We start from the raw sequence: 24879 nt of genomic DNA on the forward strand, positions 1-24879 counted from the left end.
CCCTCCCACATTCAGTTGTGTGTATGGCTGAGTTCGCGCATGCGCTGCAAGACAGCATTGAGACCATTGCTGCGCGACGGCGACAGCTGGCGGGAAAGCCCCAGCTGATTGAACCAGTCGGGCAAGTCGACCGCCTGCAATTCAGCCGCCGATAATCCGTTGACCCGCGCCAGCAGCAACGCCACCAAGCCACGAATCATCCGCGCATCGCTGCTCGCGGCGAATTGCCAATGATCCTGCTCCAGGCGCCCCACCAACCACACCAGGCTCTCACAGCCCTGCACCAGGTTGGCATCGACCTTATCCTCATTCGCCAATGCGGGCAGACGTTCACCCCACTGCATCAACATTCGCGCGCGTTGTTCCCAGCTGCCGATCGACTGAAAGGCTTCCAGCGCAGCCAGCGCATCCACTGGCAGGCTCACCGCAACATATCCAGCGCCTGGTCCAGGGCTTCAAAGAAGCGTTCCAGGTCATCGGAGTCGTTATACAGCGCGAGGGATACACGGATCGCTCCCGACAAATGCATCGCCTTGAGCAGCGGCATTGCGCAATGATGGCCGGCGCGCACTGCAATGCCTTGCTCAGTCAGCAGGTGGGCAAGGTCGGCGTTGTGCACGCCTTCGACTACAAAGCTGACCAACGCCACCTGTGGCGCTCCCAGTACGCGTACGCCGTTGCGGGCTTTCAGCCCGCGCAGCAGGTAGTCATGCAGGGCCGCTTCATGGGCGACCACCGCCGGCAGATCCAGGGAGTTCAGGTAGTCCAGAGTCGCGCCCAGGCCAATCACGCCGGCAATCGGCGGGGTACCGGCCTCGAAACCCAACGGGGCAGGGCGAAAGCTGGCGCTGTGGTAGTCGGCCTGTTGCACCATCTCGCCGCCGAATTGCCAGTGGCGCAGGTGATGCAGGGCTTCGTTGCGGCCATACAGCACGCCGACGCCATCCGGGCCATACAGCTTGTGACTGGAAAATACATAGAAGTCGCAACCCAGGGCCTGCATATCATGCCGGCCATGGACGATGCCCTGTGCCCCGTCCACCACCGTCAGGGCACCGTGGGCGCGGGCCAGCGGTAGCAGGGCTTCCAGCGGCTGCCAGGCACCGAGGACGTTGGATAACTGGCTCACCGCCAGCAGTCGCGTGCGCGGGCCGATCAATGCGGCGGCGGCTTCAAGGTCAATCACGCCGTCATCGCCCAGCGGCAATACCAACAGTGTGAGCGCGCGGCGTTTGGCCAACTGCTGCCAGGGCAGCAGGTTGGCGTGGTGTTCCAGGGCGCTGATGACAATTTCATCGCCCGCGTTGAATAAGTGCTCAAGGCCATAGGCCAGGAGGTTCAGCGCCGAGGTTGCGCCGTGGGTAAAGATAATTTGCCCGCTGTCGCCTGCATTCAGCCATTGCGCGACCTTGCTGCGGCTGTCCTCGAACGCCTGTGTTGCATGGGCCCCCGGCAAATGCTGGGCACGGTGCACGTTGGCAGCGCCATTGACGTAGTAATGGCCGATGGCATCCAGCAGGGCTTGAGGTTTTTGCGTGGTGGCGGCGTTATCCAGATAGGTCTGGTCTTGCCGTTGCAGGGTGGCGATGGCCGGAAAGTCGGCGCGCCAGGGAGAGGGCACAAGCATGGGGTCAAGACTCGTATAAGCGAACCGCGCCTCGAAGGCGCGGCCCGCTAGTGGCATCGAGTGGCTGCTTAGTTGTGAGCGTGCAGCGCTTCGTTCAGTTCGATGGCCGATTTGTGGGTTTTGCATTCCACGGCACCGGTCTCGGAGTTACGGCGGAACAGCAGGTCCGGTTGGCCGGCCAGTTCGCGCGCCTTGACCACCTTGACCAGTTGGTTCTTCTCGTCGAGCAGCGCAACCTTGGTGCCGGCGGTCACGTACAGGCCAGATTCCACGGTATTACGGTCGCCCAACGGGATACCGATACCGGCGTTGGCGCCGATCAGGCAGCCTTCGCCGACCTTGATCACGATATTGCCGCCGCCCGACAGGGTGCCCATGGTGGAGCAACCGCCGCCCAGGTCCGAACCCTTGCCGACGAACACACCCGCCGACACACGGCCTTCGATCATGCCCGGGCCTTCGGTGCCGGCATTGAAGTTGACGAAACCTTCGTGCATCACGGTGGTGCCTTCGCCCACATAGGCGCCCAGGCGGATACGCGCGGCGTCAGCGATACGCACGCCGCTCGGCACTACGTAGTCGGTCATTTTCGGGAACTTGTCCACCGAGAACACTTCCAGCACTTCGCCGCGCAGGCGCGCTTCCAACTGGCGTTCGGCCAGTTCATTGATGTCGATTGCGCCCTGGCTGGTCCAGGCCACGTTCGGCAACTGTGGGAACACACCGGCCAGGCTCAGGCCGTGAGGCTTGACCAGGCGATGGGACAGCAGGTGCAGCTTGAGGTAGGCCTCAGGCGTGGAGGTCAACGCGGCGTCTTCGGCCAGCACGGTGGCGACCAGCGGGTTGTGGCTTTCCGCCAGGCGGCTCAGCAAGGCTGCCTGGGTGGCATCGACGCCTTTGAGCGCATCCGCCAGTTGCAGGGCCTGGGCGACGGTGAAGGTGATCGCCTGGTTGCCTTCGCTGTAGCCAAGGATCGGCGCGATGGCGGCAACGATTTCAGCCGATGGGTTGAGCAAGGGTTGTGCGTAAAACACTTCCAGCCAAGCACCTTGGCGGTTCTGAGTGCCGACGCCGAAGCCCAGGCTGAACAGGGAATTGGACATGCTGTTACCTCTACAAAAATGGAAGGGCTGGCCTACTTGAGGGCCGCCGAATAACTATCTGGCTTGAAGCCAATCAGGGTTCTGTCACCGAGATCAAGCACCGGGCGCTTGATCATCGAGGGTTGTGCGAGCATCAGTTCAATGGCTTTCGACTGATCGAGATCGGCTTTGCGTTCGTCTTCGAGTTTGCGAAAGGTGGTGCCCGCACGGTTCAAAACCACCTGCCAACCGTGCTCGTTGCACCATTGGGTCAAGTGTTCGCGGTCGATGCCGGCCGTTTTGTAGTCGTGGAACTCATAGCTGACACCGTGCTCATCGAGCCAGGTGCGCGCCTTTTTCATGGTGTCGCAGGCTTTGATGCCGAAAAGGTGCAACGTTTTGCTTGAAGCGGTCAAGGAATTGCCCCCTTTTGGACAAATGAAACTGAAAGGTCACGGATTATGCCACGACCAGCGGCTTTGGGTGCCGCTCGTCAGCACCGTGCGACTATTGTGCAAAAGCCAGCACGCAGCATAGGTGGGTAACATACCCAGGTAATATGGCACTTCAACGGCCAGTTGTTGCCTGATGTGTGTCGTTGCAAGTCGATCGTCCGGGAAACCCGCGTTATGCAAACCGCCTACACCGTTCTTATCCTGCTGATGCTGGTCAGCGTTTCGCGTCTGGTGGGGCGCATCATCCCGCTGCCGTTACCCCTGGTGCAGATTGCGGCGGGTGCCTTGCTGGCCTGGCCCACGCTGGGGCTGCATGTGGCGCTGGACCCGGAGTTGTTCCTGTTTCTGTTCCTGCCACCGTTGTTGTTCTCGGATGGCTGGCGCATGCCCAAGCGTGAGTTGTGGCGCCTGCGCGGCCCGATCCTGACGTTGGCGGTGGGGCTGGTGCTGTTCACCGTGGTCGGTGCTGGCTACTTCATTCACTGGCTGTTGCCTGCGATTCCGTTGCCGGTGGCCTTCGCCCTGGCGGCGGTGTTGTCGCCGACGGACGCCGTGGCGGTGTCGGCCATTTCCCAGAACCGTTTACCTACACCCCTGATGCATATGCTCCAGGGCGAGGCGCTGATGAATGATGCCTCGGGCCTGGTGACCTTCAAGTTCGCCCTGGCGGCAGCGTTGACCGGCGTGTTTTCACTGGCGGATGCCAGCCTCACCTTTGTCCTTGTGGCCATGGGTGGGCTGGCGGTCGGGGTGGCGTTGAGCTGGCTGGTTGGCCGATTGCGCGCCTGGATGATCGCCCGCGGTTGGGATGATCCGGCCACCCACGTGGTTTTCATGCTGCTGCTACCGTTTGCCGCGTATGTGCTGGCCGAACGCTTGGGGGCTTCGGGGATTTTGTCGGCGGTGGCGGCGGGCATGATGCAAAGCTGGCTTGATCTGCTGCCGCGCCAGACCAGCACGCGCTTGCTCAACCGCAGTGTGTGGTCGTTGCTGGAATTTGCCTTCAACGGCCTGATCTTCCTGCTGCTCGGCCTGCAACTGCCAGACATCATCAAGGCCGTGGTAAGCCATGAAGCCACGCTCTGGCCGACGTTGTTGTACCGCTGCCTGGACGTGATCGCGATTTTCCTGGTGCTGCTGGTGCTGCGATTTATCTGGGTACAGAGCATATGGCGGTTGTCGGGCCTGTTGCGGCGGCTACGGGGGAAAAGCGAGCTGACGTTGGTGCCTACTGCCCGTTCCTGTTGGCTGTTGACCATCGGCGGTGTGCGCGGGGCGGTGACCTTGGCCGGTGTGATGTCGGTGCCTTTGCTGTTGGCGCCGGGGCATGACTTCCCGGAGCGTGACCTGCTGATTTTCATCGCCGCCGGGGTGATCCTGCTCTCGCTGATTGCCGCCTGCATCGCCTTGCCGCTGTTGCTGCGCGGCATCGAAAAGAGCCCGGATGAAAAGCGCCACAACGAAGTGCGTGAGGCCTGGAAAAAAACCGCCGTCGCGGCCATCCATGCCCTGGAGGCAGATGAACCCTCTGAAACCGAAACCCAGGATGCCGCCCAGGCCGCGCTCGCCACTGAACTCAAGGCGCGGTTGATGTCGGAATACCGTCATCAATTGGAGGTGTTCAACGATTCGGCCGAGGCCCAGGCGCTCGCTCAGCAGATGGATCTGCTTGAGCGCAAGCTTCGGCTCAAGGCGCTGCGTGCGCAGCGCTTGGAGTTGTACAGCTTGAGCCGTCATCACCAGATTGGTGATGACGTCTTGAGGGAGGTATTGGCGGATCTGGATATGAGTGAGGCAAACCTGGGTCAAGTGAAATGACCCGTGAGGGGCTTACCGGCGACGCTGAATGAAATCCCGAATCCGCTCGGCCGCTTCCACGCACTCGGCCAATGGCGCAACCAGCGCCAGGCGCACACGGCCGGCGCCGGGGTTGAAGCCATCCACTTCGCGTGACAGGTACGAGCCCGGCACCACGGTGACGTGTTCTTCCACGAACAGGTCGCGGCAGAATGCAGCATCGTCGCCTTCCACGTTCGGCCACAGGTAGAAACCACCGTCCGGGCTTTGCACGTCCAGTACCGGCTTGAGGATTGCCAGCACCGCGTCGAATTTTTCGCGGTACAGGTCACGGTTGGCCTTTACGTGGGCTTCGTCGTGCCAGGCGGCAATGCTGGCCAATTGGGTCTGCACCGGCATTGCACAGCCGTGGTAGGTGCGGTAAAGCAGGAATGCCTTGAGGATATTGGCGTCGCCGGCGACAAAGCCGGAGCGCAGGCCTGGCAGGTTGGAGCGTTTGGACAAGCTGTGGAACACCACGCAACGCTTGAAGTCCTCGCGGCCCAGTTCCACGCAGGCGCTGAGCAGGCCTGGCGGCGGGGTTTGTTCGTCGAAGTAGAGCTCGCTGTAGCATTCGTCGGCGGCAATGAGGAAGTCATACTCGTCGGCCAGCGCGATCAGTTTTTTCAGGGTTTCAACCGGGATCAGCGCGCCGGTCGGGTTGCCGGGGGAGCACAGGAACAGGATCTGGCAGCGTTTCCAGATGTCCGGCGACACGGCGTCGAAATCCGGGTTGAAACCGTTCGCATCCAGGCATGGCAGGTAGTGCGGCTTGGCCCCGGCCAGGAAGGCGGCGCCTTCGTAGATCTGATAGAACGGGTTGGGGCTGACCACCAGGGCATCGTCGCCGCGGTTGACCACGGTCTGGGTGAAGGCGAACAGTGCTTCGCGGGTGCCGTTGACCGGCAGGATATTGCGCGCCGGGTCGAGCCAGCCCTTGGGTACATTGAAGCGACGTTCGCACCAGGCACCGATGGCCTCGCGCAATGCCGGGAGGCCCAGGGTGGTTGGGTAGACCGCCATCTGGTCGAGGTTATCTGCCAGCGCCTTGGCCACGAATTCCGGGGATTTATGCTTCGGTTCGCCGATGGACAGCGCGATCGGGCGTTTGCCTGGGTTGGGCGTGACGCTGCCGAGCAGGGCGCGCAGTTTCTCGAACGGGTAGGGCTGCAGCTGGTTCAGGGCGTTGTTCATCGGTGGATCTCGTGCAAGGCGTTAAAAACTGGGGGCGGCGCTGATTAAATGGTCAGTCGTGTCAGTTCGACACCGGGTTCCTGGGTCACGCTCAGCTGCTGGACGATCGCGTCCTGCAGGCGGCGGCACAGCTCCGGGTCGGACAGTGGCTGGTTATCGGCGTCGGTGATGAAGAACACGTCTTCCACGCGCTCGCCCAGGGTCGCAATCTTGGCATTCTGCAACGACAGGTCGAACTCCAAAAAGATGCCGCCGATCCGTGCCAACAGGCCCGGACGGTCCGGCGCGCTGAGCTCCAGCACGGTCACCGGACGCTGTGCATCGTTGGAGATGGTCACCTGGGGGGCGAAGGCAAAATGCTTGAGCTGGCGAGGTACCCGGCGCTGGATGATGGTCGGGTAGTCATCCGGGTTGCGCAGCGCTTCGGTGAGCCCTTCGCGAATCTTTTTGACCCGCGCCGGGTTGTCGCCAATCGACTCGCCTTCGGTGTCGAGCACGATGTAGGTGTCGAGGGTGAACTGGCTGCTGGAGGTGATCACGCGGGCGTCATGGATGTTCAGGTTGAGCTGGTCCATGGCGGCCACGGTCACGGCGAAGAAGTCGTGCTGGTCGGGCGCGTAGATGAAGATCTGCGTGCCGCCCTCGAATTCGCGCTGGGTGGTTTCCTTGATCAAGACCAGCGGGCCGCCATCGGCGGGTTGCTGGAGGATGGCGTCGCTGTGCCAGGCCACATCGCCGGCAGTGTGGCGCAGGAAGTAATCATCACCCAGTTGCGACCAGAGCTGTTCGACGTCGTCCGGGTCGTTGCCGCCGCGCACCAGGATATCCAGGGCCGCGCTTTGGGTACGACGGATCTGCTCTTCGCGGTCCACCGGGTTTTCCAGGCCGCGACGCAAGGCGCGCTTGGTCTCGGTGTAGAGTTGGCGCAACAGGCTGGCGCGCCAGGAGTTCCACAGCGTCGGGTTGGTGGCGTTGATGTCGGAGACGGTCAGTACGTACAGGTAGTCGAGGCGGGTTTCATCGCCGACGATCTGTGCGAAATCGTGGATCACCTGCGGGTCGGATAAGTCCTTGCGCTGGGCGGTGGTCGACATTATCAGGTGGTTCTGCACCAGCCAGACAATCAGGCGGCTGTCCCACAACGGCAACTGATGGCGCTGGCAGAAGGCCTCGGCGTCAACCGCACCGATTTCCGAGTGGTCGCCATGCCGGCCTTTGCCAATGTCGTGATACAGGCCGGCCAGGTAGATCAGCTCGGGCTTGGGCAGCTTGGCCATGAGCTTGCTGGCCAGCGGGAATTTTTCGGAGACCTGGGTGTACTGCAACTTACGCAGGTGCTTGATCAGGTTCAGGGTGTGGGCGTCCACCGTGTAGATGTGGAAGAGGTCGTGTTGCATCTGCCCGACGATAAAGCCGAACTCCGGTAGGTAACGCCCGAGGATCCCGTAGCGGTTCATCCGCCGCAGATTGCGGTGGATGCCGATCTTGCATTTGAACAGTTCGATAAACAGGCTGGTGTTGCGGATGTCATTGCGAAAATCATCGTCGATCAGGTGACGGTTTTCCCGCAACAGGCGAATCGTATCGGCACGCACGCCTTTGATTTCCGGCTGCTGGGCCATCAGCACGAAGATTTCCAGCATGGCGAACGGGGTGCGGCGGAACACGTTGTCGTTACGCGCCTCGATATAGCCGTCGTGCAGCTGGAAACGCGCGTTGATCGGCTGCGGTGGTGCTTCGTCTTCCGGGGCCAGGATCACTTCTTCGAAGTGCTGGATGATCAGGTCGCTGAGCTGGGCAATGCTCATGACCACCCGGTAGTACTGCTGCATGAAGCTTTCGATGCTGGTCTTCGCGTCTTCGCCTTCAAAACCGAGCAGGGTGGCGATGGACCGCTGGTGGTCGAACAGCAGGCGGTCTTCGGAGCGCCCGGCGAGCATGTGCAGGGCGTAGCGCACTTTCCACAGGAATTCCTGGGACGAGGCCAGCAGGGCGTTTTCGCTCTCCACCAGAAAACCCTCGCCGGCCAGGGCGCGCAGGTTCAGGGTGCCGTACTGGCGGCGGGCGACCCACAGGATGGTCTGGATGTCCCGCAGCCCGCCCGGCGAGCCTTTGACGTTGGGTTCCAGGTTGTATTCGGTGTCGTTGTACTTGTGGTGCCGGGCTTTCTGCTCGGCACGCTTGGCCAGGAAGAAATCCTTGCTGGGCCACATGTGTGCGGTGCTCGTGACTTCGAGCATGCGCTGGCGCAGGCGCTCGGGGCCGGCGATGGTGCGGCTTTCCATCAGGTTGGTGATGACGGTCAGGTCGGCACGGGCTTCTTCGGCGCATTCGTCGACCGAGCGCACGCTCTGGCCGACCTCAAGGCCGATATCCCACAACAGCGTCAGAAAACGCTCGATGGAATCGCGAAAGATCTCATGATCGGCACTGTCCAGCAGGATCAGCAAATCGATGTCGGAGTAGGGGTGCAGTTCACCACGGCCATAGCCGCCGACCGCGACCAGGGCGATATCGGCGTCTTCGCTCCAGGTGAACTGTTCCCAGGCCTTTTGCAGGATGTTATCGATGAACCAGGCGCGGTCCTCGATCAGCCGGCGAATGTCCCGGCCGCTGCGAAAGCGCTCGTCGAGCACCTCGCGGGCCTGGCGGATAGCCTTCTTGAAGGCGGCGATAGGGCTCGCCTTCAGCGCCAGTTCGGCCTGGAACTGGCCACGGTCGAAGAGTTCGGGATCCACCTGGGGCATTGATCGGCTTTCCTTTCTATCTATCAGTCAGTCAGAACACAGTGGGGGAAAACCTGGGCAGCCGTTACGCCGAAGCCGCACCCGAAATGCGTGGGATCGTGTCGTCCGCACGCAGGGTGAAGATTTCGTAGCCGGTGTCGGTGACCAGCAGGGTGTGTTCCCACTGGGCCGAGAGCTTGCGGTCCTTGGTGATGGCGGTCCAGCCGTCGCCCAGAACCTTGGTGTCGGCCTTGCCCTGGTTGATCATCGGCTCGATGGTGAAGGTCATGCCTGCCTTGAGTTCCATGCCGGTGCCGGCGCGGCCGTAGTGCAGGATCTGCGGTTCTTCGTGGAACACCTTGCCGATACCGTGGCCGCAGAATTCGCGGACGACCGAGAAACCGTTCTTTTCCGCGTGCTTCTGGATCACTTCACCGATGTCGCCCAGGCGGCAGCCAGGCTTGACGATCTCGATGGCCTTGTACATGCATTCCTGGGTGACCTGGGACAGGCGCTCAGCCCAGACCGGTACGGTGCCGACGTGGAACATGCGGCTGGTGTCGCCGTGGTAGCCATCCTTGATCACGGTGACGTCGATGTTCAGGGTGTCGCCGTCCTTCAACGGTTTGTCACCGGGAATCCCGTGGCATACCACATGGTTGATCGAGGTGCAGATCGACTTGGGGAAACCCTTGTAGTTCAGCGGCGCAGGGATGGCCTTTTGCACGTTGACTATATAGTCGTGGCAGATACGGTCCAGCGCTTCAGTAGTGACACCTGGCTTGACGTGTTCGGCGATCATTTCCAGCACGTCGGCCGCCAGTTTGCCAGCAACGCGCATGCCTGCGATGTCTTCGGCGGTTTTCAAAGTAACGGTCATACAGGCTCTCTCTAGCGCGACGCGCTGAAATCAATACGGTTTGCGGGCGTGCGACAAAAGGTTACAGAATTCGCACAAGCCCAAAAAACGCGATTCTACCAGACGCGGGTGGCAAATCATGAGCGTCTGGTGATCGGTTCTCTCTATAAGGTGGGGCTATATTGGCTCTATTCAAAGGCTTGCGCAAAAGACGTGGTTGGCAAATGTGATTGCGGGTTTCGTTTTCGCCCTTGCTGTGGTATAAAATGCGCCGCTTTCCGGGGATACCCCGCGAAGCTTAAATCCACACACGTGTCGACACGATGACCTGGGTGCCGGAGGCCTTGATGCCGCTGGTTGGTCATTGGGATACGTGGAGGCCAAACCCGACTTATTAAGGAACTATCATGTCCCAAGTCAACATGCGCGATATGCTGAAGGCCGGTGTGCACTTCGGTCACCAGACCCGTTACTGGAACCCGAAAATGGGTAAGTACATTTTCGGCGCGCGTAACAAGATCCACATCATCAACCTTGAAAAAACCCTGCCAATGTTCAACGAAGCGCTGACTTTCGTAGAGCGCCTGGCCCAGGGCAAAAACAAGATTCTGTTCGTCGGCACCAAGCGTTCCGCTGGCAAGATCGTTGCTGAAGAAGCAGCACGTTGCGGTTCGCCGTACGTCGATCACCGCTGGTTGGGCGGCATGCTGACCAACTTCAAAACCATCCGTGCTTCCATCAAGCGTCTGCGTGACCTTGAAGTGCAAGCCGAAGACGGTACTTTCGCCAAGCTGACCAAGAAAGAGGCGCTGATGCGCACTCGCGACCTGGAAAAGCTCGATCGTTCCCTGGGTGGTATCAAGGACATGGGCGGTCTGCCTGACGCACTGTTCGTTATCGACGTTGATCACGAGCGCATCGCGATCACCGAAGCCAACAAGCTGGGCATCCCTGTTATCGGCGTAGTCGATACCAACAGCAGCCCGGAAGGCGTTGACTACATCATCCCAGGCAACGATGACGCCATCCGCGCTATCCAGCTGTACATGGGTTCGATGGCTGACGCTGTTATCCGTGGTCGCAACCACGTTGCTGGTGGCACCGAGCAGTTCGTTGAAGAAGCTCCGGTAGCCGCAGCTGAGTAATTGACGCCCTGGCGTTGACTCAGTAAGCAAAAAGGGGGCTTGGCCCCCTTTTTGCCACCTCGAAAACCATTTGTCGGCAGCGCAGCTACATCATCTGTAACGTGCGGCGGCCTACAAGGGAGATTCGGGAAGAATTGATCGCCCGTTTGATCGGGTGGAATGGTTGAAAACCTATCCAAGAGGATTTTGAAATGGCAGAGATTACTGCAGCGTTGGTCAAAGAACTGCGTGAGCGTACCGGCGAAGGCATGATGGATTGCAAAAAGGCCTTGACCAAGGCCGGCGGCGACATCGAAAAAGCCATTGATGACATGCGTGCTTCCGGCGCCATCAAGGCTGCCAAGAAAGCAGGCAACGTTGCTGCTGAAGGCGCTATCGCCCTGAAGGAAGACGGTAAATCCGCAGTCCTGCTGGAAGTGAACTCGCAGACTGACTTCCTGGCCCTGCAGGACGACTTCAAGGCATTTGTTGCTGCCAGCGTTGAGAAAGCGTTCGCCGACAAACTGACTGACGCCGCTCCGCTGATCGAAGCTCAAGAAGCAGACCGTCTGGTACTGGTCGGCAAGGTTGGCGAAAACGTCAACATTCGTCGCCTGGTTCGCGTTGACGGTGATGTTGTTGGTGGTTACCTGCACGGCAACAAGATCGGTGTCGCGGTTGTTCTGAAGGGCGGCACTGTTGAGCTGGCCAAAGACATCGCTATGCACGTAGCGGCCAGCAACCCTGAGTTCCTGCTGCCATCGGAAGTGTCTGCTGACGCGATCGAGCGCGAAAAAGCTGTGTTCCTGAGCCTCAACGCTGACAAAATCGCTGGCAAGCCAGAGAATATCGTTGAAAACATGATCAAAGGCCGTATTAGCAAGTTCCTGGCTGAAGCAAGCCTGGTTGAGCAGGCGTTCGTCAAGAACCCTGAAGTCAAGGTTGGCGAACTGGCCAAGAAAGCCGGTGCTGAAATCGTTTCCTTCACTTACTTCAAAGTAGGCGAAGGCATCGAGAAGCCGGTCGACAACTTCGCTGAAGAAGTTGCTGCCCAGCTGGCTGCCGCCAAGCAATAAGACAGTTTCCAACTGTCGCCCGAAAGAGGCTGCCCGCTCACGCGCGCAGCCTCTTTTCAAATGGGAAGGCTAATTTTATTTGGCTTCCCCTTGGAACTGGCTTACAAAGCCGTGATCCGATGGCGCTGTGACAGCGTCCAGCTAGAGTGAACGCAAGCCGTAAACGGCTCGCCAAGAATTTTTAAAAAATACGCCGCAGGAGAGATTCGCAATGGCTCAGCAGGGCAGTGGTTATCAGGCTCGCTATAAACGCATTCTACTCAAGCTTAGCGGCGAGGCCCTGATGGGCTCGGAAGAGTTCGGGATCGATCCCAAGGTGCTCGATCGCATGGCGCTGGAAGTCGGCCAACTGGTCGGCATCGGTGTCCAGGTCGGCCTGGTGATCGGGGGGGGTAACCTGTTCCGTGGCGCGGCACTGAGTGCGGCCGGTATGGATCGGGTCACGGGTGACCACATGGGCATGCTGGCCACTGTGATGAACGCCCTGGCCATGCGCGACGCCCTGGAGCGTGCCAATATCTCGGCAATCGTGATGTCGGCTATTTCCATGGTTGGTGTGACCGATCACTATGATCGCCGCAAAGCCATGCGTCACTTGAACTCCAAAGAAGTGGTGATCTTCGCTGCCGGTACTGGCAATCCATTCTTTACCACGGATTCGGCTGCTTGCTTGCGCGCCATCGAAATTGATGCTGACGTAGTGCTCAAGGCCACCAAGGTGGATGGCGTATACACCGCAGACCCATTCAAAGACCCGCATGCCGAGAAGTTCGATCATCTGACCTACGATGAAGTGCTGGATCGCAAGCTGGGCGTGATGGACCTGACGGCTATTTGCCTGTGCCGCGACCACAAGATGCCACTGCGCGTATTTAACATGAACAAGCCCGGCGCCCTGCTGAATATCGTACACGGCGGCGCGGAAGGGACTCTGATCGAGGAAGGCCAACAATGATCAATGAAATCAAGAAAGACGCCCAAGCGCGTATGCAGAAATCCCTGGAGTCTCTGAGCCACGCATTCGGCCAGATTCGTACCGGCAAGGCGCACCCGAGCATCCTGGGTAGCGTGATGGTGCCGTATTACGGCGCCGACACCCCGCTGAGCGGTGTGGCCAACGTAACCGTAAAAGATTCGCGCACCCTGCAAGTCGTGGCCTTCGAGCGCAACATGCTCGCGGCCGTCGACAAAGCCATCCAAAGTGCCGGCCTGAACCTCAACCCGACCAACCTGGGCGAGTTGTTGTTGATCTCCATGCCGGCGCTGACCGAAGAAACCCGCAAGGGCTTCACCAAGCAGGCGCGCAGTGCAGCTGAAGACGCGCGTGTTGCCGTGCGCAACATCCGTCGTGATGCATTGGGTGATCTGAAGAAGCTGGTCAAGGACAAGGAAATCAGCGAAGACGAAGAGCGTCGTGCTATTGCCGATATCGATAAGCTGACTAAAGAAGCCGAGGCTCAGATTACCAAGGCTACCGAAGAAAAAGAAAAGGACCTGATGGCCGTATAAGGGGTCAGGACGCCTTCATGGAAAAGACCAAGCAGACTGTGCCCTCTGTGGTGCCGCGCCATGTCGCGATCATCATGGATGGGAATAATCGCTGGGCGAAGAAACGCTTTCTGCCTGGTGTCGCCGGGCATAAAGCGGGTGTCGATGCGGTGCGGGCGGTGATTGAGGTGTGTGCCGAGGCCAAGGTCGAAGTGTTGACCCTGTTCGCCTTCTCCAGTGAAAACTGGCAGCGGCCTGCCGAGGAAGTCAGTGCCCTGATGGACCTGTTCTTCAAGGCCTTGCGTCGTGAGGCCAAGCGTCTCAACGACAATAAAATCAGCCTGCGCATCATCGGTGATCGTTCGCGATTCCATCCGGATTTGCAGGCCGCCATGCGCGAAGCCGAGGCGATCACAGCTGGCAGCGACCGCTTTGTACTGCAGATCGCCGCCAACTATGGCGGCCAGTGGGATATCGCCCAGGCTGCGCAGCGGCTGGCTCGCGAAGTGCAGGCCGGCCATCTGCGCCCGGACGACATCACGCCCGAACTGTTGCAAACCTGCCTGGTGACCGGCGACCTGCCGTTGCCGGACCTGTGTATCCGCACCGGTGGTGAGCACCGCATCAGTAACTTTCTATTGTGGCAATTGGCCTACACCGAGTTGTACTTCTCCGACCTGTTCTGGCCGGACTTCAAACACGATGCCATGCGTAAAGCGCTGGCCGATTTCGCTTCCCGTCAGCGTCGCTTCGGTAAAACGAGCGAGCAGATCGAAGCTGGAGCCCGGGTTTAAATGCTTAAACAACGAATCATCACAGCACTGATCCTGCTGCCGATTGCCTTGTGTGGATTTTTCCTGCTCGACGGTTCCGGCTTTGCGCTGTTTATTGGCCTGGTTGTAATCCTCGGGGCCTGGGAATGGGCGCGCCTGGCAGGGTTCAGTACGCAGTTGCCACGCCTGGTCTATGCGGCGGTGGTAGCGCTGTTGCTGTTCCTGATGTACATCCTGCCGGACATCGCGCCCTGGGTATTGGGGGCGGCGGTATTGTGGTGGGCGCTGGCGACGTTCCTGGTGCTGACCTATCCGCGCACCAGTGCCCAGTGGTCCAGTGTCGCCTGCAAATTGGTGATTGGCTTGCTGATCCTGCTGCCGGCCTGGCAAGGGCTGGTGGAGATCAAGCGCTACCCGATTGGTAATGAGCTGATCCTCGCGGTAATGGTGCTGGTCTGGGGGGCTGATATTGGCGCCTACTTTTCCGGCCGGGCCTTTGGCAAGCGCAAGCTGGCACCCGCCGTCAGCCCGGGCAAAAGCTGGGAAGGCGTGTATGGCGGCCTGGCGTTGACACTGGTGATCACGCTTGTTGTTGGTGTCGTGCGCGAATGGTCGATGAAGGAAGTCTTCCTGGCCCTGCTGGGTACGGCCATTGTCGTATTCATCTCGGTGGTGGGTGACCTCACTGAAAGTATGTTCAAGCGCCAGGCCGGGATCAAGGACAGCAGCAACCTGCTGCCGGGCCATGGTGGCGTGCTGGATCGCATCGACAGCCTCACGGCCGCGATCCCGATCTTTGCCGTACTGTTGTGGATGAGCGCCTCGTGAGCCGCCTGCAACAGGTCACCGTGCTGGGCGCGACCGGTTCGGTAGGGTTGAGCGCCCTGGACGTGATTGCTCGTCACCCGGAACGCTATCAAGTCTTCGCGCTGACCGGCTTCAGCCGCTTGAGTGAGTTGCTGGCCCTGTGCGTGCGTCATGCGCCGCGCTTTGCCGTCGTACCCGAGGCTACGGCTGCGCGGGGTTTGCAGGATGATCTGCGCGCCGCGGGTTTGGCTACCCAGGTGCTGGTGGGGGAGGAAGGTTTGTGCCAGGTCTCGGCCGATGCCGAGGTGGATACCGTTGTCGCTGCTATCGTCGGTGCTGCTGGCTTGCGCCCGACCTTGGCGGCTGTCGACGCCGGCAAGAAGATCCTGCTGGCTAATAAAGAGGCGCTGGTGATGTCCGGCGCGTTATTTATGCAGGCGGTGCGTAAGAGCGGCGCGGTGCTGCTGCCCCTCGACAGTGAGCACAACGCAATCTTCCAATGCATGCCGGGCGACTTCGCTCGCGGCTTGAGCCAGGTCGGTGTGCGTCGGATCTTGCTGACGGCCTCAGGTGGTCCTTTTCGGCAGACGCCGGTGACTGAGCTGGAGCATGTGTCTCCGGACCAGGCTTGCGCCCATCCGAACTGGTCCATGGGGCGCAAAATTTCCGTGGACTCGGCAAGCATGATGAACAAAGGCCTGGAGTTGATCGAGGCCTGCTGGCTGTTCGATGCGCGGCCTGAGCAGGTCGAGGTGGTGATTCACCCGCAAAGTGTGATTCATTCCCTGGTCGACTATGTGGACGGTTCGGTATTGGCGCAGTTGGGCAACCCCGATATGCGTACGCCGATCGCCAACGCCCTGGCTTGGCCGGAGCGCATCGACTCCGGTGTCGCGCCTCTGGACCTGTTCGCCATTGCCCGCCTGGATTTCGAGGCGCCGGACGAGCAGCGCTTTCCCTGCCTGCGCCTGGCGCGGCTGGCAGCCGAGGCGGGTAACAGCGCACCGGCAATGCTCAATGCAGCCAATGAAGTTGCTGTGGCGGCGTTTCTCGAACGGCGCATCCGCTTTCCGCAGATCGCGAGTATCATCGAGGATGTTCTAAGTCTTGAACCCGTGGTGGCAGTGAATGATTTGGGGGCGGTGTTCGAGGCGGATACCAAGGCCCGGACCCTGGCCAAACAATGGTTGAACCGCAACGCGCGTTAGTCTTTGGGCGCGTTTGAGCCTTCAGGCACTGGATTGGAATGCGGAGAAATTAGATGAGTGCGCTTTACATGATTGTCGGCACCCTGGTTGCTCTGGGTGTGCTGGTTACCTTCCACGAATTCGGCCACTTCTGGGTGGCGCGTCGTTGCGGCGTCAAGGTACTGCGCTTTTCCGTTGGTTTCGGTATGCCGCTGCTGCGCTGGCACGACCGTCGTGGCACCGAATTCGTGATTGCGGCGATTCCCCTGGGTGGTTACGTCAAGATGCTCGATGAGCGCGAAGGCGAAGTGCCGGCGGATCAGCTCGATCAATCCTTCAATCGCAAGACGGTTCGTCAGCGTATTGCGATTGTCGCTGCTGGCCCGATCGCCAATTTCCTGCTGGCCATGGTGTTCTTCTGGGTCCTGGCCATGCTCGGTAGCGAGCAGATTCGCCCGGTCATCGGTGCGGTTGAGTCGGACAGCATCGCCGCCAAGGCTGGATTGGTCGCCGGGCAGGAAATAGTTTCCATTGATGGCGAGCCGACCACTGGTTGGGGCGCGGTCAATTTGCAGCTGGTGCGTCGCTTGGGTGAGAGCGGCACCGTCAAGGTGGTGGTACGCGAGCAGGATTCCACTGCCGAGTCCCCGCGTGAGCTGGCCCTGGACCATTGGCTCAAGGGGGCCGACGAGCCGGATCCGATCAAGTCCCTGGGGATTCGACCCTGGCGCCCGGCCTTGCCGCCGGTCCTGGCCGAGCTGGACCCGAAAGGTCCCGCCCAGGCCGCAGGTCTGAAAACCGGTGATCGCCTGTTGGCCCTTGATGGTCAGGCGCTGGGTGAATGGCAGCAAGTGGTCGACCTGGTACGTGTACGCCCTGATACCAAAATTGTGCTGAAAATTGAGCGCGATGGTGCTCAAATCGACGTCCCTGTCACCCTGGCGGTGCGGGGCGAAGCCAAGGCGGCCGGGGGTTACCTCGGTGCCGGCGTGAAAAGTCCGGACTGGCCGCCATCGATGGTGCGCGAGGTCAGTTTCGGGCCAGTGGCCGCGATTGGCGAGGGTGCAAAACGTACTTGGACCATGAGTGTGCTGACCCTCGAGTCCCTCAAGAAAATGTTGTTCGGCGAGCTCTCGGTAAAAAACTTGAGTGGGCCGATAACCATTGCTAAAGTGGCGGGCGCTTCTGCCCAGTCGGGTGTCGCGGATTTCCTGAATTTCCTGGCTTATCTGAGTATTAGTCTTGGGGTTCTGAATTTGCTGCCCATTCCGGTATTGGATGGGGGGCATCTGTTGTTTTATCTGGTCGAGTGGGCGCGTGGTCGCCCCTTGTCGGATCGGGTGCAGGGTTGGGGGATACAGATTGGTATCAGTTTGGTGGTCGGGGTGATGTTGTTAGCCTTGGTCAACGATCTGGGACGTCTGTAACGCTTCGCTGAATTGCGAATCTGCCGCATTTTGCGGCAGTTTGTTTATTGCCAGTTGGAATAAGAAAGGACTTCATGAAACGTCTGCTGCTAACTGCGGTTCTCACCGTATTGATGATCGCCGAAGTTCACGCCGAGTCCTTCACCATCTCCGATATTCGCGTCAACGGCCTCCAGCGGGTTTCCGCGGGTAGTGTCTTTGGTGCCTTGCCGTTGAACGTCGGGGAACAGGCTGATGACCGTCGCCTGGTGGAATCCACTCGTGCGCTGTTCAAAACCGGGTTCTTTCAAGACATCCAACTGGGTCGCGAAGGCAACGTCCTGGTCATCACCGTCGTCGAGCGACCCTCTGTCGCCAGTATCGAGATCGAAGGCAACAAGGCGATCTCCACTGAAGACCTGATGAAGGGGCTCAAGCAATCCGGCCTGGCCGAGGGCGAGATCTTCCAGCGCGCGACGCTTGAAGGTGTGCGTAACGAACTGCAACGCCAGTACGTTGCCCAGGGTCGCTACTCAGCAACCGTTGAAACCGAAGTGATCCCGCAGCCTCGTAACCGTGTCGGCCTGAAGGTCAACATTAACGAAGGCACCGTGGCGGCCATTCAGCACATCAACGTGGTGGGCAACACCAAGTTCGCTGATGAAGACCTGATCGACCTGTTCGAACTCAAGACCACCAACTGGTTGTCGTTCTTCAAGAACGATGACAAGTACGCCCGTGAAAAACTCTCCGGTGACCTGGAGCGCCTGCGTTCCTACTACCTGGACCGCGGCTATATCAACATGGATATCGCTTCGACCCAGGTGTCCATCACCCCGGACAAGAAGCACGTCTACATCACAGTCAACGTCAACGAAGGCGAGAAGTACAAGGTTCGTGACGTCAAGCTCAGCGGCGACTTGAAAGTGCCTGAAGATCAGGTCAAGGCGCTGTTGCTGGTGCAGAAGGACCAGGTGTTCTCGCGCAAGCTGATGACCACCACCTCCGAGCTGATCACCCGTCGTCTGGGTAACGAAGGCTATACCTTCGCCAACGTCAACGGTGTACCGACCCCGCACGATGATGACCACACCGTGGATATCACCTTCGTGGTCGATCCGGGCAAGCGTGCCTATGTGAATCGCATCAACTTCCGTGGCAATACCAAGTCCGCGGACGAAGTGCTGCGTCGTGAAATGCGCCAGATGGAAGGTGGCTGGGCGTCGACTTACCTGATCGACCAGTCCAAGACCCGTCTTGAGCGCCTGGGCTTCTTCAAGGAAGTGAACGTTGAAACCCCGGCCGTACCGGGTGTAGACGACCAGGTTGACGTGAACTACGCCGTAGAAGAACAAGCATCGGGCTCGATTACCGCCAGTGTCGGTTTTGCACAGAGTGCCGGTCTGATCCTGGGCGGTTCGATCACTCAGAACAACTTCCTCGGTACCGGTAACAAGGTTTCCATCGGCCTGACCCGAAGCGAATACCAGAGCCGCTATAACTTCGGTTATGTCGACCCCTACTGGACTGCTGACGGTGTGAGCCTGGGCTACAACGCCTTCTATCGCACCACCGACTACAAAGACCTCGACGTTAACGTAGCAAGCTATGCGATCGACAGCCTGGGTGCAGGTGTCAACATCGGTTACCCGATCAGCGAGACCTCGCGCCTGACGTTCGGCCTCACCGCGCAGCAGGATGAGATCAAGACCGGTGTGTACACCGTGGATGAGATCTTTGACTTTACCCGTCGTGAAGGCGATAAGTTCCTGAACTTCAAGGCCTCTGCCGGCTGGTCCGAGTCGACCCTGAACAAAGGCGTACTGGCAACCCGAGGTCACTCCCAGAGCCTGACCCTGGAAACCACCACGCCGGGCAGCGATCTCTCGTTCTTCAAGCTCGACTACCGTGGCCAGTTGTTCCAGCCGCTGAGCGATAACTACACCATGCGCCTGCACACTGAATTGGGTTATGGCGACGGTTATGGTTCGACCAACGGCTTGCCGTTCTATGAGAACTACTATGCCGGTGGTTTCAACTCGGTGCGTGGCTTCAAGGACAGCACGCTGGGCCCGCGTGGTACCCCGAGCCGTGGCGCTGGCGTGACCGGTAACACCGGAACCGTGGCGGACACCGATACTAGTGCGCTGCCATTCGGTGGTAACGTGTTGATCCAGGGTGGTGCGGAAATTCTCTTCCCTCTGCCGTTCGTCAAAGATCAGCGGTCCCTGCGTACTTCGGTTTTCTGGGATGTGGGTAACGTGTTCGACTCCAAGTGCGAACAGGTCACCAACCCAACGGGCGTGAAGTCCAACACCCAATGTAACGATGTGAGCCTGAGCAATATGGCGAGCTCCGTGGGTGTCGGCGTGACGTGGGTGACTGCGCTTGGTCCGTTGAGCTTTGCTCTGGCCATGCCGATCAAGAAACCGGATAACGCTGAAACCCAGATTTTCCAATTCTCCCTCGGCCAGACGTTCTAAGCGTCTGACCCAAGATAACGACAACGGATTCTGTAGGAGTACATCGTGCGTAAGTTGACTCAATTGGTTCTGCTGGCAACTGTGCTGGTAGCCACCCCGGCCTTCGCCGAAATGAAAATTGCCGTCCTGAACTATCAGATGGCCCTCCTGGAATCCGATGCGGCCAAGAAGTACGCAGTGGATGCAGAGAAAAAATTCGGTCCACAACTGACCAAGCTGAAAACGTTGGAAAGCAGCGCCAAGGGCATCCAGGATCGTCTGGTAGCCGGCGGTGACAAAATGCAGCAAGGCGAGCGCGAGCGTCTGGAGCTTGAGTTCAAGCAAAAGGCTCGTGACTACCAGTTCCAGTCCAAGGAGCTGAACGAAGCCAAGGCTGTTGCCGACCGCGAAATGCTCAAGCAGCTCAAGCCGAAGCTCGACAGCGCCGTGGAAGAAGTCATCAAGAAAGGTGCCTTTGACCTGGTGTTCGAGCGTGGCGCCGTGATTGACGTCAAGCCTCAATACGACATCACCCGCCAGGTGATCGAGCGCATGAACCAGCTGAAGTAAGCCATGACCGCGACTATCAAGCTCGGCGAGTTGGCCGAGTTCCTGGGGGCTACCTTGCGTGGCTCCCCGGAGAAAGAAATCACTGGGCTAGCCACCTTGCAGGAGGCTGGCCCAGCTCAGTTGAGCTTCCTCGCAAATCCCCAATACCGTAAATACCTGGTCGACTGCCAGGCCGCAGCCGTGTTGCTGAAGGCCGCTGACGCCGAGGGTTACGCCGGGGATGCGCTGGTAGTTGCAGACCCATACCTGTCGTACGCGAAAGCATCGCACCTGTTCGATCCGAAGCCCAAGGCTGCTGGCGGTATCCATCCGTCGGCGGTGATCGCCGATGATGCCCAAGTCGACCCTGCCGCCAATATTGGCGCGTTTGCAGTGATCGAGAGTGGTGCACGCATCGCTGCCGGGGTGACGGTCGGCGCACACTGCTTTATCGGTGCGCGCTGCGAAATCGGCGCCGATGGCTGGCTGGCTCCCCGCGTTACCCTGTACCACGATGTGCGTATCGGGCAGCGCGTAGTGATCCAGTCGGGCGCCGTGATCGGTGGCGAAGGTTTTGGCTTTGCCAATTCCAAAGGCGTCTGGCACAAGATTGCCCAGGTTGGCGGTGTATTGATCGGTGATGACGTGGAAATCGGCGTCAACACGGCTGTCGATCGCGGGGCCCTGGCCGATACCGTGATCGGTAACGGCGTGAAGCTCGACAACCAGATCCAGATTGCCCACAACGTGCAGATTGGCGATCACACCGCGATGGCAGCCTGCGTGGGGATTTCCGGTAGCACCAAGATCGGCAAGCATTGCATGCTCGCCGGTGGTGTAGGGCTGGTGGGGCATATCGATATTTGCGACAACGTCTTTATCACCGGCATGACCATGGTTACCCACTCGATTACCGAGCCCGGTGCCTATTCTTCCGGTACCGCCATGCAGCCTGCGGCTGAATGGCGCAAGAGTGCAGCACGCTTGAGGCAGCTCGACGACATGGCTCGACGCCTCAAGCAGCTGGAAAAGCGTGTTGGGGACGTGACCCCTGGCGGTAATGCTTCATCAGAAGGCTGATACCATTTCCATATCAAGTGTGCACAGCCGCTAGACTGCCTCCTTGATTTGCTAGCGGGGCGTGCGTTTAGTTCGCTCGCCCCCAATCTTTATTACAGGCTTCCCCCCGAAATGATGGACATCAACGAGATTCGCGAATACCTGCCTCACCGTTACCCGTTCCTGCTGGTGGACCGTGTAGTGGACCTGAACATTGAGGAAAAGCGCATTCGTGCCTACAAGAATGTCAGCATCAACGAACCGTTCTTCAATGGTCACTTTCCCGCGCATCCGATCATGCCCGGCGTGTTGATCATCGAAGCAATGGCCCAGGCTGCCGGTATCCTTGGTTTTAAAATGCTCGACCTCAAGCCTGCCGATGGCACGCTTTACTATTTCGTGGGCTCCGACAAGTTGCGTTTCCGCAACCCGGTCACGCCGGGCGACCAGTTGATCCTGGAAGCCAAGTTCATCAGCTGCAAGCGCCAGATCTGGAAGTTCGAATGCCAGGCCTCGGTGGATGGCAAGCCGGTGTGCTCCGCAGAGATCATCTGTGCGGAACGCAAACTATGAGTTTGATTGACCCTCGCGCAATCATCGATCCGTCGGCCGTTCTGGCCGCCGACGTTGAGGTCGGCCCCTGGTCGATCATCGGCGCAGGTGTGGAAATCGGCGAGGGGACTGTCATCGGGCCGCACGTGATCCTCAAAGGTCCGACCCGCATTGGCAAACACAATCGCATCTACCAGTTCTCCTCGGTAGGCGAAGACACCCCGGACATGAAGTACAAAGGCGAAGAGACGCGCCTGGTAATCGGTGATCACAACATCATCCGTGAAGGCGTGACCATTCACCGTGGCACCGTGCAGGATCGTGCCGAAACCACGCTGGGTGATCACAACCTGGTCATGGCCTATGCCCACATCGGCCATGACAGCGTTATCGGCAACCACTGCATCCTGGTCAACAACACTGCGTTGGCGGGCCATGTGCATGTTGATGACTGGGCGATCCTGTCCGGCTTCACCCTGGTGCATCAGTACTGCCATATCGGCGCCCACAGCTTTTCCGGCATGGGCACTGCCATTGGCAAGGACGTCCCGGCATTCGTCACGGTCTTCGGCAACCCGGCCGAAGCCCGCAGCATGAACTTCGAAGGCATGCGCCGTCGTGGTTTCAGCGAGGAGGCGATCCACGCCCTGCGTCGCGCCTACAAGGTGGTTTACCGCCAGGGGTTGACGGTCGAACAGGCCTTGAATGAACTGACCGAGCCGGCTGCGTTATTCCCGGAAGTCGCGGTGTTCCGTGACTCGATCCAGGCGTCGACTCGCGGCATTACCCGCTGATCATGGCCAATCTGCGTATTGCGTTGGTCGCCGGAGAAGCTTCCGGCGACATCTTGGGTGCAGGCCTTATGCGGGCGTTGAAGGCCCAGCATCCGGCGGTGGAGTTCATCGGTGTGGGAGGCCCGCTGATGCAGGCCGAAGGGCTCACGTCATACTTCCCCATGGAGCGCCTGTCGGTCATGGGGTTGGTGGAAGTGCTGGGCCGTCTGCGCGAGCTGCTGGCTCGACGCAAGCTGTTGATTCAGACGCTGATCGAAGAAAAGCCCGACGTCTTTATCGGTATCGATGCGCCGGACTTCACCCTCAATATCGAACTCAAGCTGCGTCAGGCCGGGATCAAGACCGTGCATTACGTCAGTCCGTCGGTGTGGGCGTGGCGGCAGAAACGTGTACTGAAGATCCGTGAAGGCTGCGACCTGATGTTGACCTTGCTACCGTTCGAAGCCAGGTTCTACGAAGAGAAGGGCGTGCCGGTACGGTTTGTTGGCCATACGTTGGCCGATACCATCCCCCTGCAGGCAGATCGCGCCGCAGCGCGTGCCGAACTGGGCTTGGCCGACGGTCCGCTCGTTGCCTTGATGCCCGGCAGTCGCGGTGGCGAAGTCGGTCGCCTGGCCAGTGTGTTTTTCGATGCGGCCGAGCGCCTTCAGGCACTGAAGCCTGGCATACGCTTCGTATTGCCGTGTGCCAGCCCGCAACGTCGTGCGCAGATCGAAACACTGCTGGAGGGGCGCAACCTGCCGCTGACGCTGCTTGACGGCCAGTCGCACCTGGCCCTTGCGGCGTGTGACGCGGTGCTGATTGCCTCGGGCACCGCGACCCTGGAAGCCTTGCTCTACAAGCGCCCGATGGTCGTGGCCTATCGCCTGGCGCCGCTGACCTATTGGATTCTCAAGCGCATGGTCAAGAGCCCCTATATCTCCTTGCCCAACCTCCTGGCCCAGCGCCTGTTGGTGCCGGAGTTGTTGCAGGACGATGCAACGCCCGAGGCGTTGGCACAAACGCTACTACCCTTGATCGACGGCGGCGAAGAGCAGACCCGTGGTTTCGATGATATCCACCGCACCCTGCGCGGTGATGCTTCGAACCAGGCGGCTGATGCCGTGCTGACCTTGATTGGCCAACAACAGGAAGCCTTATGAGCACGCAAATGGGCCTGGATTTCAGTCTGGTTGCCGAAGCCCATGCGCTGGTGGCTGGCGTTGATGAAGTCGGGCGTGGCCCGCTGTGTGGCGCGGTGGTCACCGCGGCGGTGATCCTTGATCCGAGTCGCCCGATCCTGGGTCTCAACGATTCGAAAAAGCTCACCGAAGCGCGCCGTGAAAAACTCTACGACGAGATCTGTGAAAAAGCCTTGAGCTGGCATATTGCCCGGGCCGAAGTCGAAGAGATCGACGAACTGAATATCCTCCACGCCACCATGCTTGCCATGCAGCGCGCTGTCGAGGGCCTGCATATCACGCCCAAGCTGGCGATGATCGACGGCAACCGCTGCCCGAAACTGGCGATGCCGGCCGAAGCGGTGGTCAAGGGGGATAGCAAGGTGCCGGCGATTGCCGCAGCTTCGATCCTGGCCAAGGTCAGCCGCGACCGTGAAATGGCCGCGTTCGAATTGATCTACCCCGGTTATGGCATCGGTGGTCATAAAGGCTACCCGACCCCCGTTCATCTGGAAGCCCTGGCTCGCCTCGGTCCCACCCCGATCCACCGGCGCTCGTTCGCCCCGGTGCGCCAGGCCTACGAGCTGCGCGAGAGCCCCAGCGAGGTTTAGTCGCGAGGCTGATGTTTTTGCCCAGGCCCGGTACAATCCCGGGCCTTGTTGT

23 protein-coding genes are annotated in these 24879 nt (G+C 59.8%); 16 read left to right on the forward strand and 7 right to left on the reverse strand.

The window, feature by feature from the left end:
- Window positions 1-11 precede the first annotated feature (11 nt).
- The 4 genes from ACODSV_RS08140 to ACODSV_RS08155 all read right to left on the reverse strand — a co-directional run bounded on the left by ACODSV_RS08140 (window position 12) and on the right by ACODSV_RS08155 (window position 3071).
- A complete protein-coding gene (locus ACODSV_RS08140; RefSeq protein WP_150055961.1) occupies window positions 12-425 on the reverse strand; it encodes a SufE family protein in 414 nt (137 codons plus the stop codon).
- Window positions 422-1627 (reverse strand): aminotransferase class V-fold PLP-dependent enzyme, encoded by a 1206-nt coding sequence (locus ACODSV_RS08145; RefSeq protein WP_150055960.1) that lies wholly within the window; start codon window positions 1625-1627, stop codon window positions 422-424. Before ACODSV_RS08145 ends, ACODSV_RS08140 begins: the two co-directional genes overlap by 4 nt.
- 68 nt (window positions 1628-1695) lie before the next feature.
- Entirely contained in the window at window positions 1696-2730 is a 1035-nt protein-coding gene (gene dapD / locus ACODSV_RS08150) for a 2,3,4,5-tetrahydropyridine-2,6-dicarboxylate N-succinyltransferase (protein ID WP_024073820.1), read from the reverse strand.
- 32 nt (window positions 2731-2762) lie between these two features.
- Window positions 2763-3071, reverse strand: coding sequence for an arsenate reductase (locus ACODSV_RS08155; RefSeq protein ID WP_229999207.1), 309 nt, complete (start codon window positions 3069-3071; stop codon window positions 2763-2765).
- Window positions 3072-3338: 267 nt separating this feature from the next.
- On the opposite strand from ACODSV_RS08155, the gene ACODSV_RS08160 reads away from it, so the two are divergent.
- The gene (locus ACODSV_RS08160; protein ID WP_041160857.1) at window positions 3339-4982 is read left to right on the forward strand and encodes a Na+/H+ antiporter; all 1644 of its coding nucleotides are present in this window, start codon (window positions 3339-3341) and stop codon (window positions 4980-4982) included.
- Between the two features lie 12 nt (window positions 4983-4994).
- Here the strand turns inward: ACODSV_RS08160 and dapC are convergent, their stop codons facing one another.
- The 3 genes from dapC to map all read right to left on the reverse strand — a co-directional run bounded on the left by dapC (window position 4995) and on the right by map (window position 9800).
- Window positions 4995-6194: a succinyldiaminopimelate transaminase gene (dapC, locus tag ACODSV_RS08165; RefSeq protein ID WP_150055958.1), complete on the reverse strand. Its 1200-nt coding sequence runs from the start codon at window positions 6192-6194 to the stop codon at window positions 4995-4997.
- Between the two features lie 44 nt (window positions 6195-6238).
- Window positions 6239-8941, reverse strand: a complete 2703-nt coding sequence (locus ACODSV_RS08170) for a [protein-PII] uridylyltransferase (protein WP_150055957.1) — start codon at window positions 8939-8941, stop codon at window positions 6239-6241.
- 64 nt (window positions 8942-9005) lie between these two features.
- On the reverse strand, window positions 9006-9800 hold the full coding sequence (gene map / locus ACODSV_RS08175) for a type I methionyl aminopeptidase (RefSeq protein WP_024073824.1): 795 nt from the start codon (window positions 9798-9800) through the stop codon (window positions 9006-9008).
- A gap of 386 nt (window positions 9801-10186) precedes the next feature.
- Here map and rpsB point away from each other — a divergent pair, with 386 nt between their 5' ends.
- The 15 genes from rpsB (at window position 10187) to rnhB (ending at window position 24827) form a co-directional block, all read left to right on the forward strand.
- The gene (rpsB, locus tag ACODSV_RS08180) at window positions 10187-10924 is read left to right on the forward strand and encodes a 30S ribosomal protein S2 (protein WP_003219330.1); all 738 of its coding nucleotides are present in this window, start codon (window positions 10187-10189) and stop codon (window positions 10922-10924) included.
- 191 nt (window positions 10925-11115) lie between these two features.
- A complete protein-coding gene (gene tsf / locus ACODSV_RS08185; protein WP_150055956.1) occupies window positions 11116-11979 on the forward strand; it encodes a translation elongation factor Ts in 864 nt (287 codons plus the stop codon).
- A 211-nt stretch (window positions 11980-12190) separates the two neighbouring features.
- A complete protein-coding gene (pyrH, locus tag ACODSV_RS08190; protein ID WP_003189161.1) occupies window positions 12191-12934 on the forward strand; it encodes a UMP kinase in 744 nt (247 codons plus the stop codon).
- Window positions 12931-13488, forward strand: coding sequence for a ribosome recycling factor (frr, locus tag ACODSV_RS08195; protein ID WP_150055834.1), 558 nt, complete (start codon window positions 12931-12933; stop codon window positions 13486-13488). Before pyrH ends, frr begins: the two co-directional genes overlap by 4 nt.
- Window positions 13489-13505: 17 nt before the next feature.
- Window positions 13506-14261, forward strand: a complete 756-nt coding sequence (gene uppS / locus ACODSV_RS08200) for a polyprenyl diphosphate synthase (protein WP_024073827.1) — start codon at window positions 13506-13508, stop codon at window positions 14259-14261.
- Window positions 14262-15068, forward strand: coding sequence for a phosphatidate cytidylyltransferase (locus ACODSV_RS08205; RefSeq protein ID WP_024073828.1), 807 nt, complete (start codon window positions 14262-14264; stop codon window positions 15066-15068).
- Window positions 15065-16255 carry a 1-deoxy-D-xylulose-5-phosphate reductoisomerase gene (gene ispC / locus ACODSV_RS08210; protein WP_150055835.1) on the forward strand — a complete coding sequence of 397 codons (1191 nt, stop codon included), beginning with the start codon at window positions 15065-15067 and terminating at the stop codon, window positions 16253-16255. Before ACODSV_RS08205 ends, ispC begins: the two co-directional genes overlap by 4 nt.
- A 53-nt stretch (window positions 16256-16308) precedes the next feature.
- Complete coding sequence (rseP, locus tag ACODSV_RS08215; protein ID WP_024073830.1) at window positions 16309-17661, forward strand: sigma E protease regulator RseP; 1353 nt, start codon at window positions 16309-16311, stop codon at window positions 17659-17661.
- Window positions 17662-17735: 74 nt separating this feature from the next.
- Entirely contained in the window at window positions 17736-20123 is a 2388-nt protein-coding gene (bamA, locus tag ACODSV_RS08220; protein WP_102624160.1) for an outer membrane protein assembly factor BamA, read from the forward strand.
- Between the two features lie 45 nt (window positions 20124-20168).
- Window positions 20169-20672, forward strand: coding sequence for an OmpH/Skp family outer membrane protein (locus ACODSV_RS08225; RefSeq protein ID WP_003219314.1), 504 nt, complete (start codon window positions 20169-20171; stop codon window positions 20670-20672).
- A 3-nt stretch (window positions 20673-20675) separates the two neighbouring features.
- Complete coding sequence (lpxD, locus tag ACODSV_RS08230) at window positions 20676-21731, forward strand: UDP-3-O-(3-hydroxymyristoyl)glucosamine N-acyltransferase (protein ID WP_150053703.1); 1056 nt, start codon at window positions 20676-20678, stop codon at window positions 21729-21731.
- Window positions 21732-21842: 111 nt separating this feature from the next.
- Window positions 21843-22283, forward strand: a complete 441-nt coding sequence (gene fabZ / locus ACODSV_RS08235; protein WP_016976866.1) for a 3-hydroxyacyl-ACP dehydratase FabZ — start codon at window positions 21843-21845, stop codon at window positions 22281-22283.
- Window positions 22280-23056 (forward strand): acyl-ACP--UDP-N-acetylglucosamine O-acyltransferase, encoded by a 777-nt coding sequence (gene lpxA / locus ACODSV_RS08240; RefSeq protein ID WP_024073833.1) that lies wholly within the window; start codon window positions 22280-22282, stop codon window positions 23054-23056. Before fabZ ends, lpxA begins: the two co-directional genes overlap by 4 nt.
- A gap of 2 nt (window positions 23057-23058) precedes the next feature.
- Window positions 23059-24198: a lipid-A-disaccharide synthase gene (lpxB, locus tag ACODSV_RS08245; protein WP_150053704.1), complete on the forward strand. Its 1140-nt coding sequence runs from the start codon at window positions 23059-23061 to the stop codon at window positions 24196-24198.
- Window positions 24195-24827, forward strand: a complete 633-nt coding sequence (rnhB, locus tag ACODSV_RS08250; RefSeq protein ID WP_024073835.1) for a ribonuclease HII — start codon at window positions 24195-24197, stop codon at window positions 24825-24827. The genes lpxB and rnhB overlap by 4 nt, the downstream gene beginning before the upstream one ends.
- The last annotated feature ends 52 nt before the right edge of the window (window positions 24828-24879 follow it).

The organism is Pseudomonas sp. FG86, assembly GCF_057808775.1.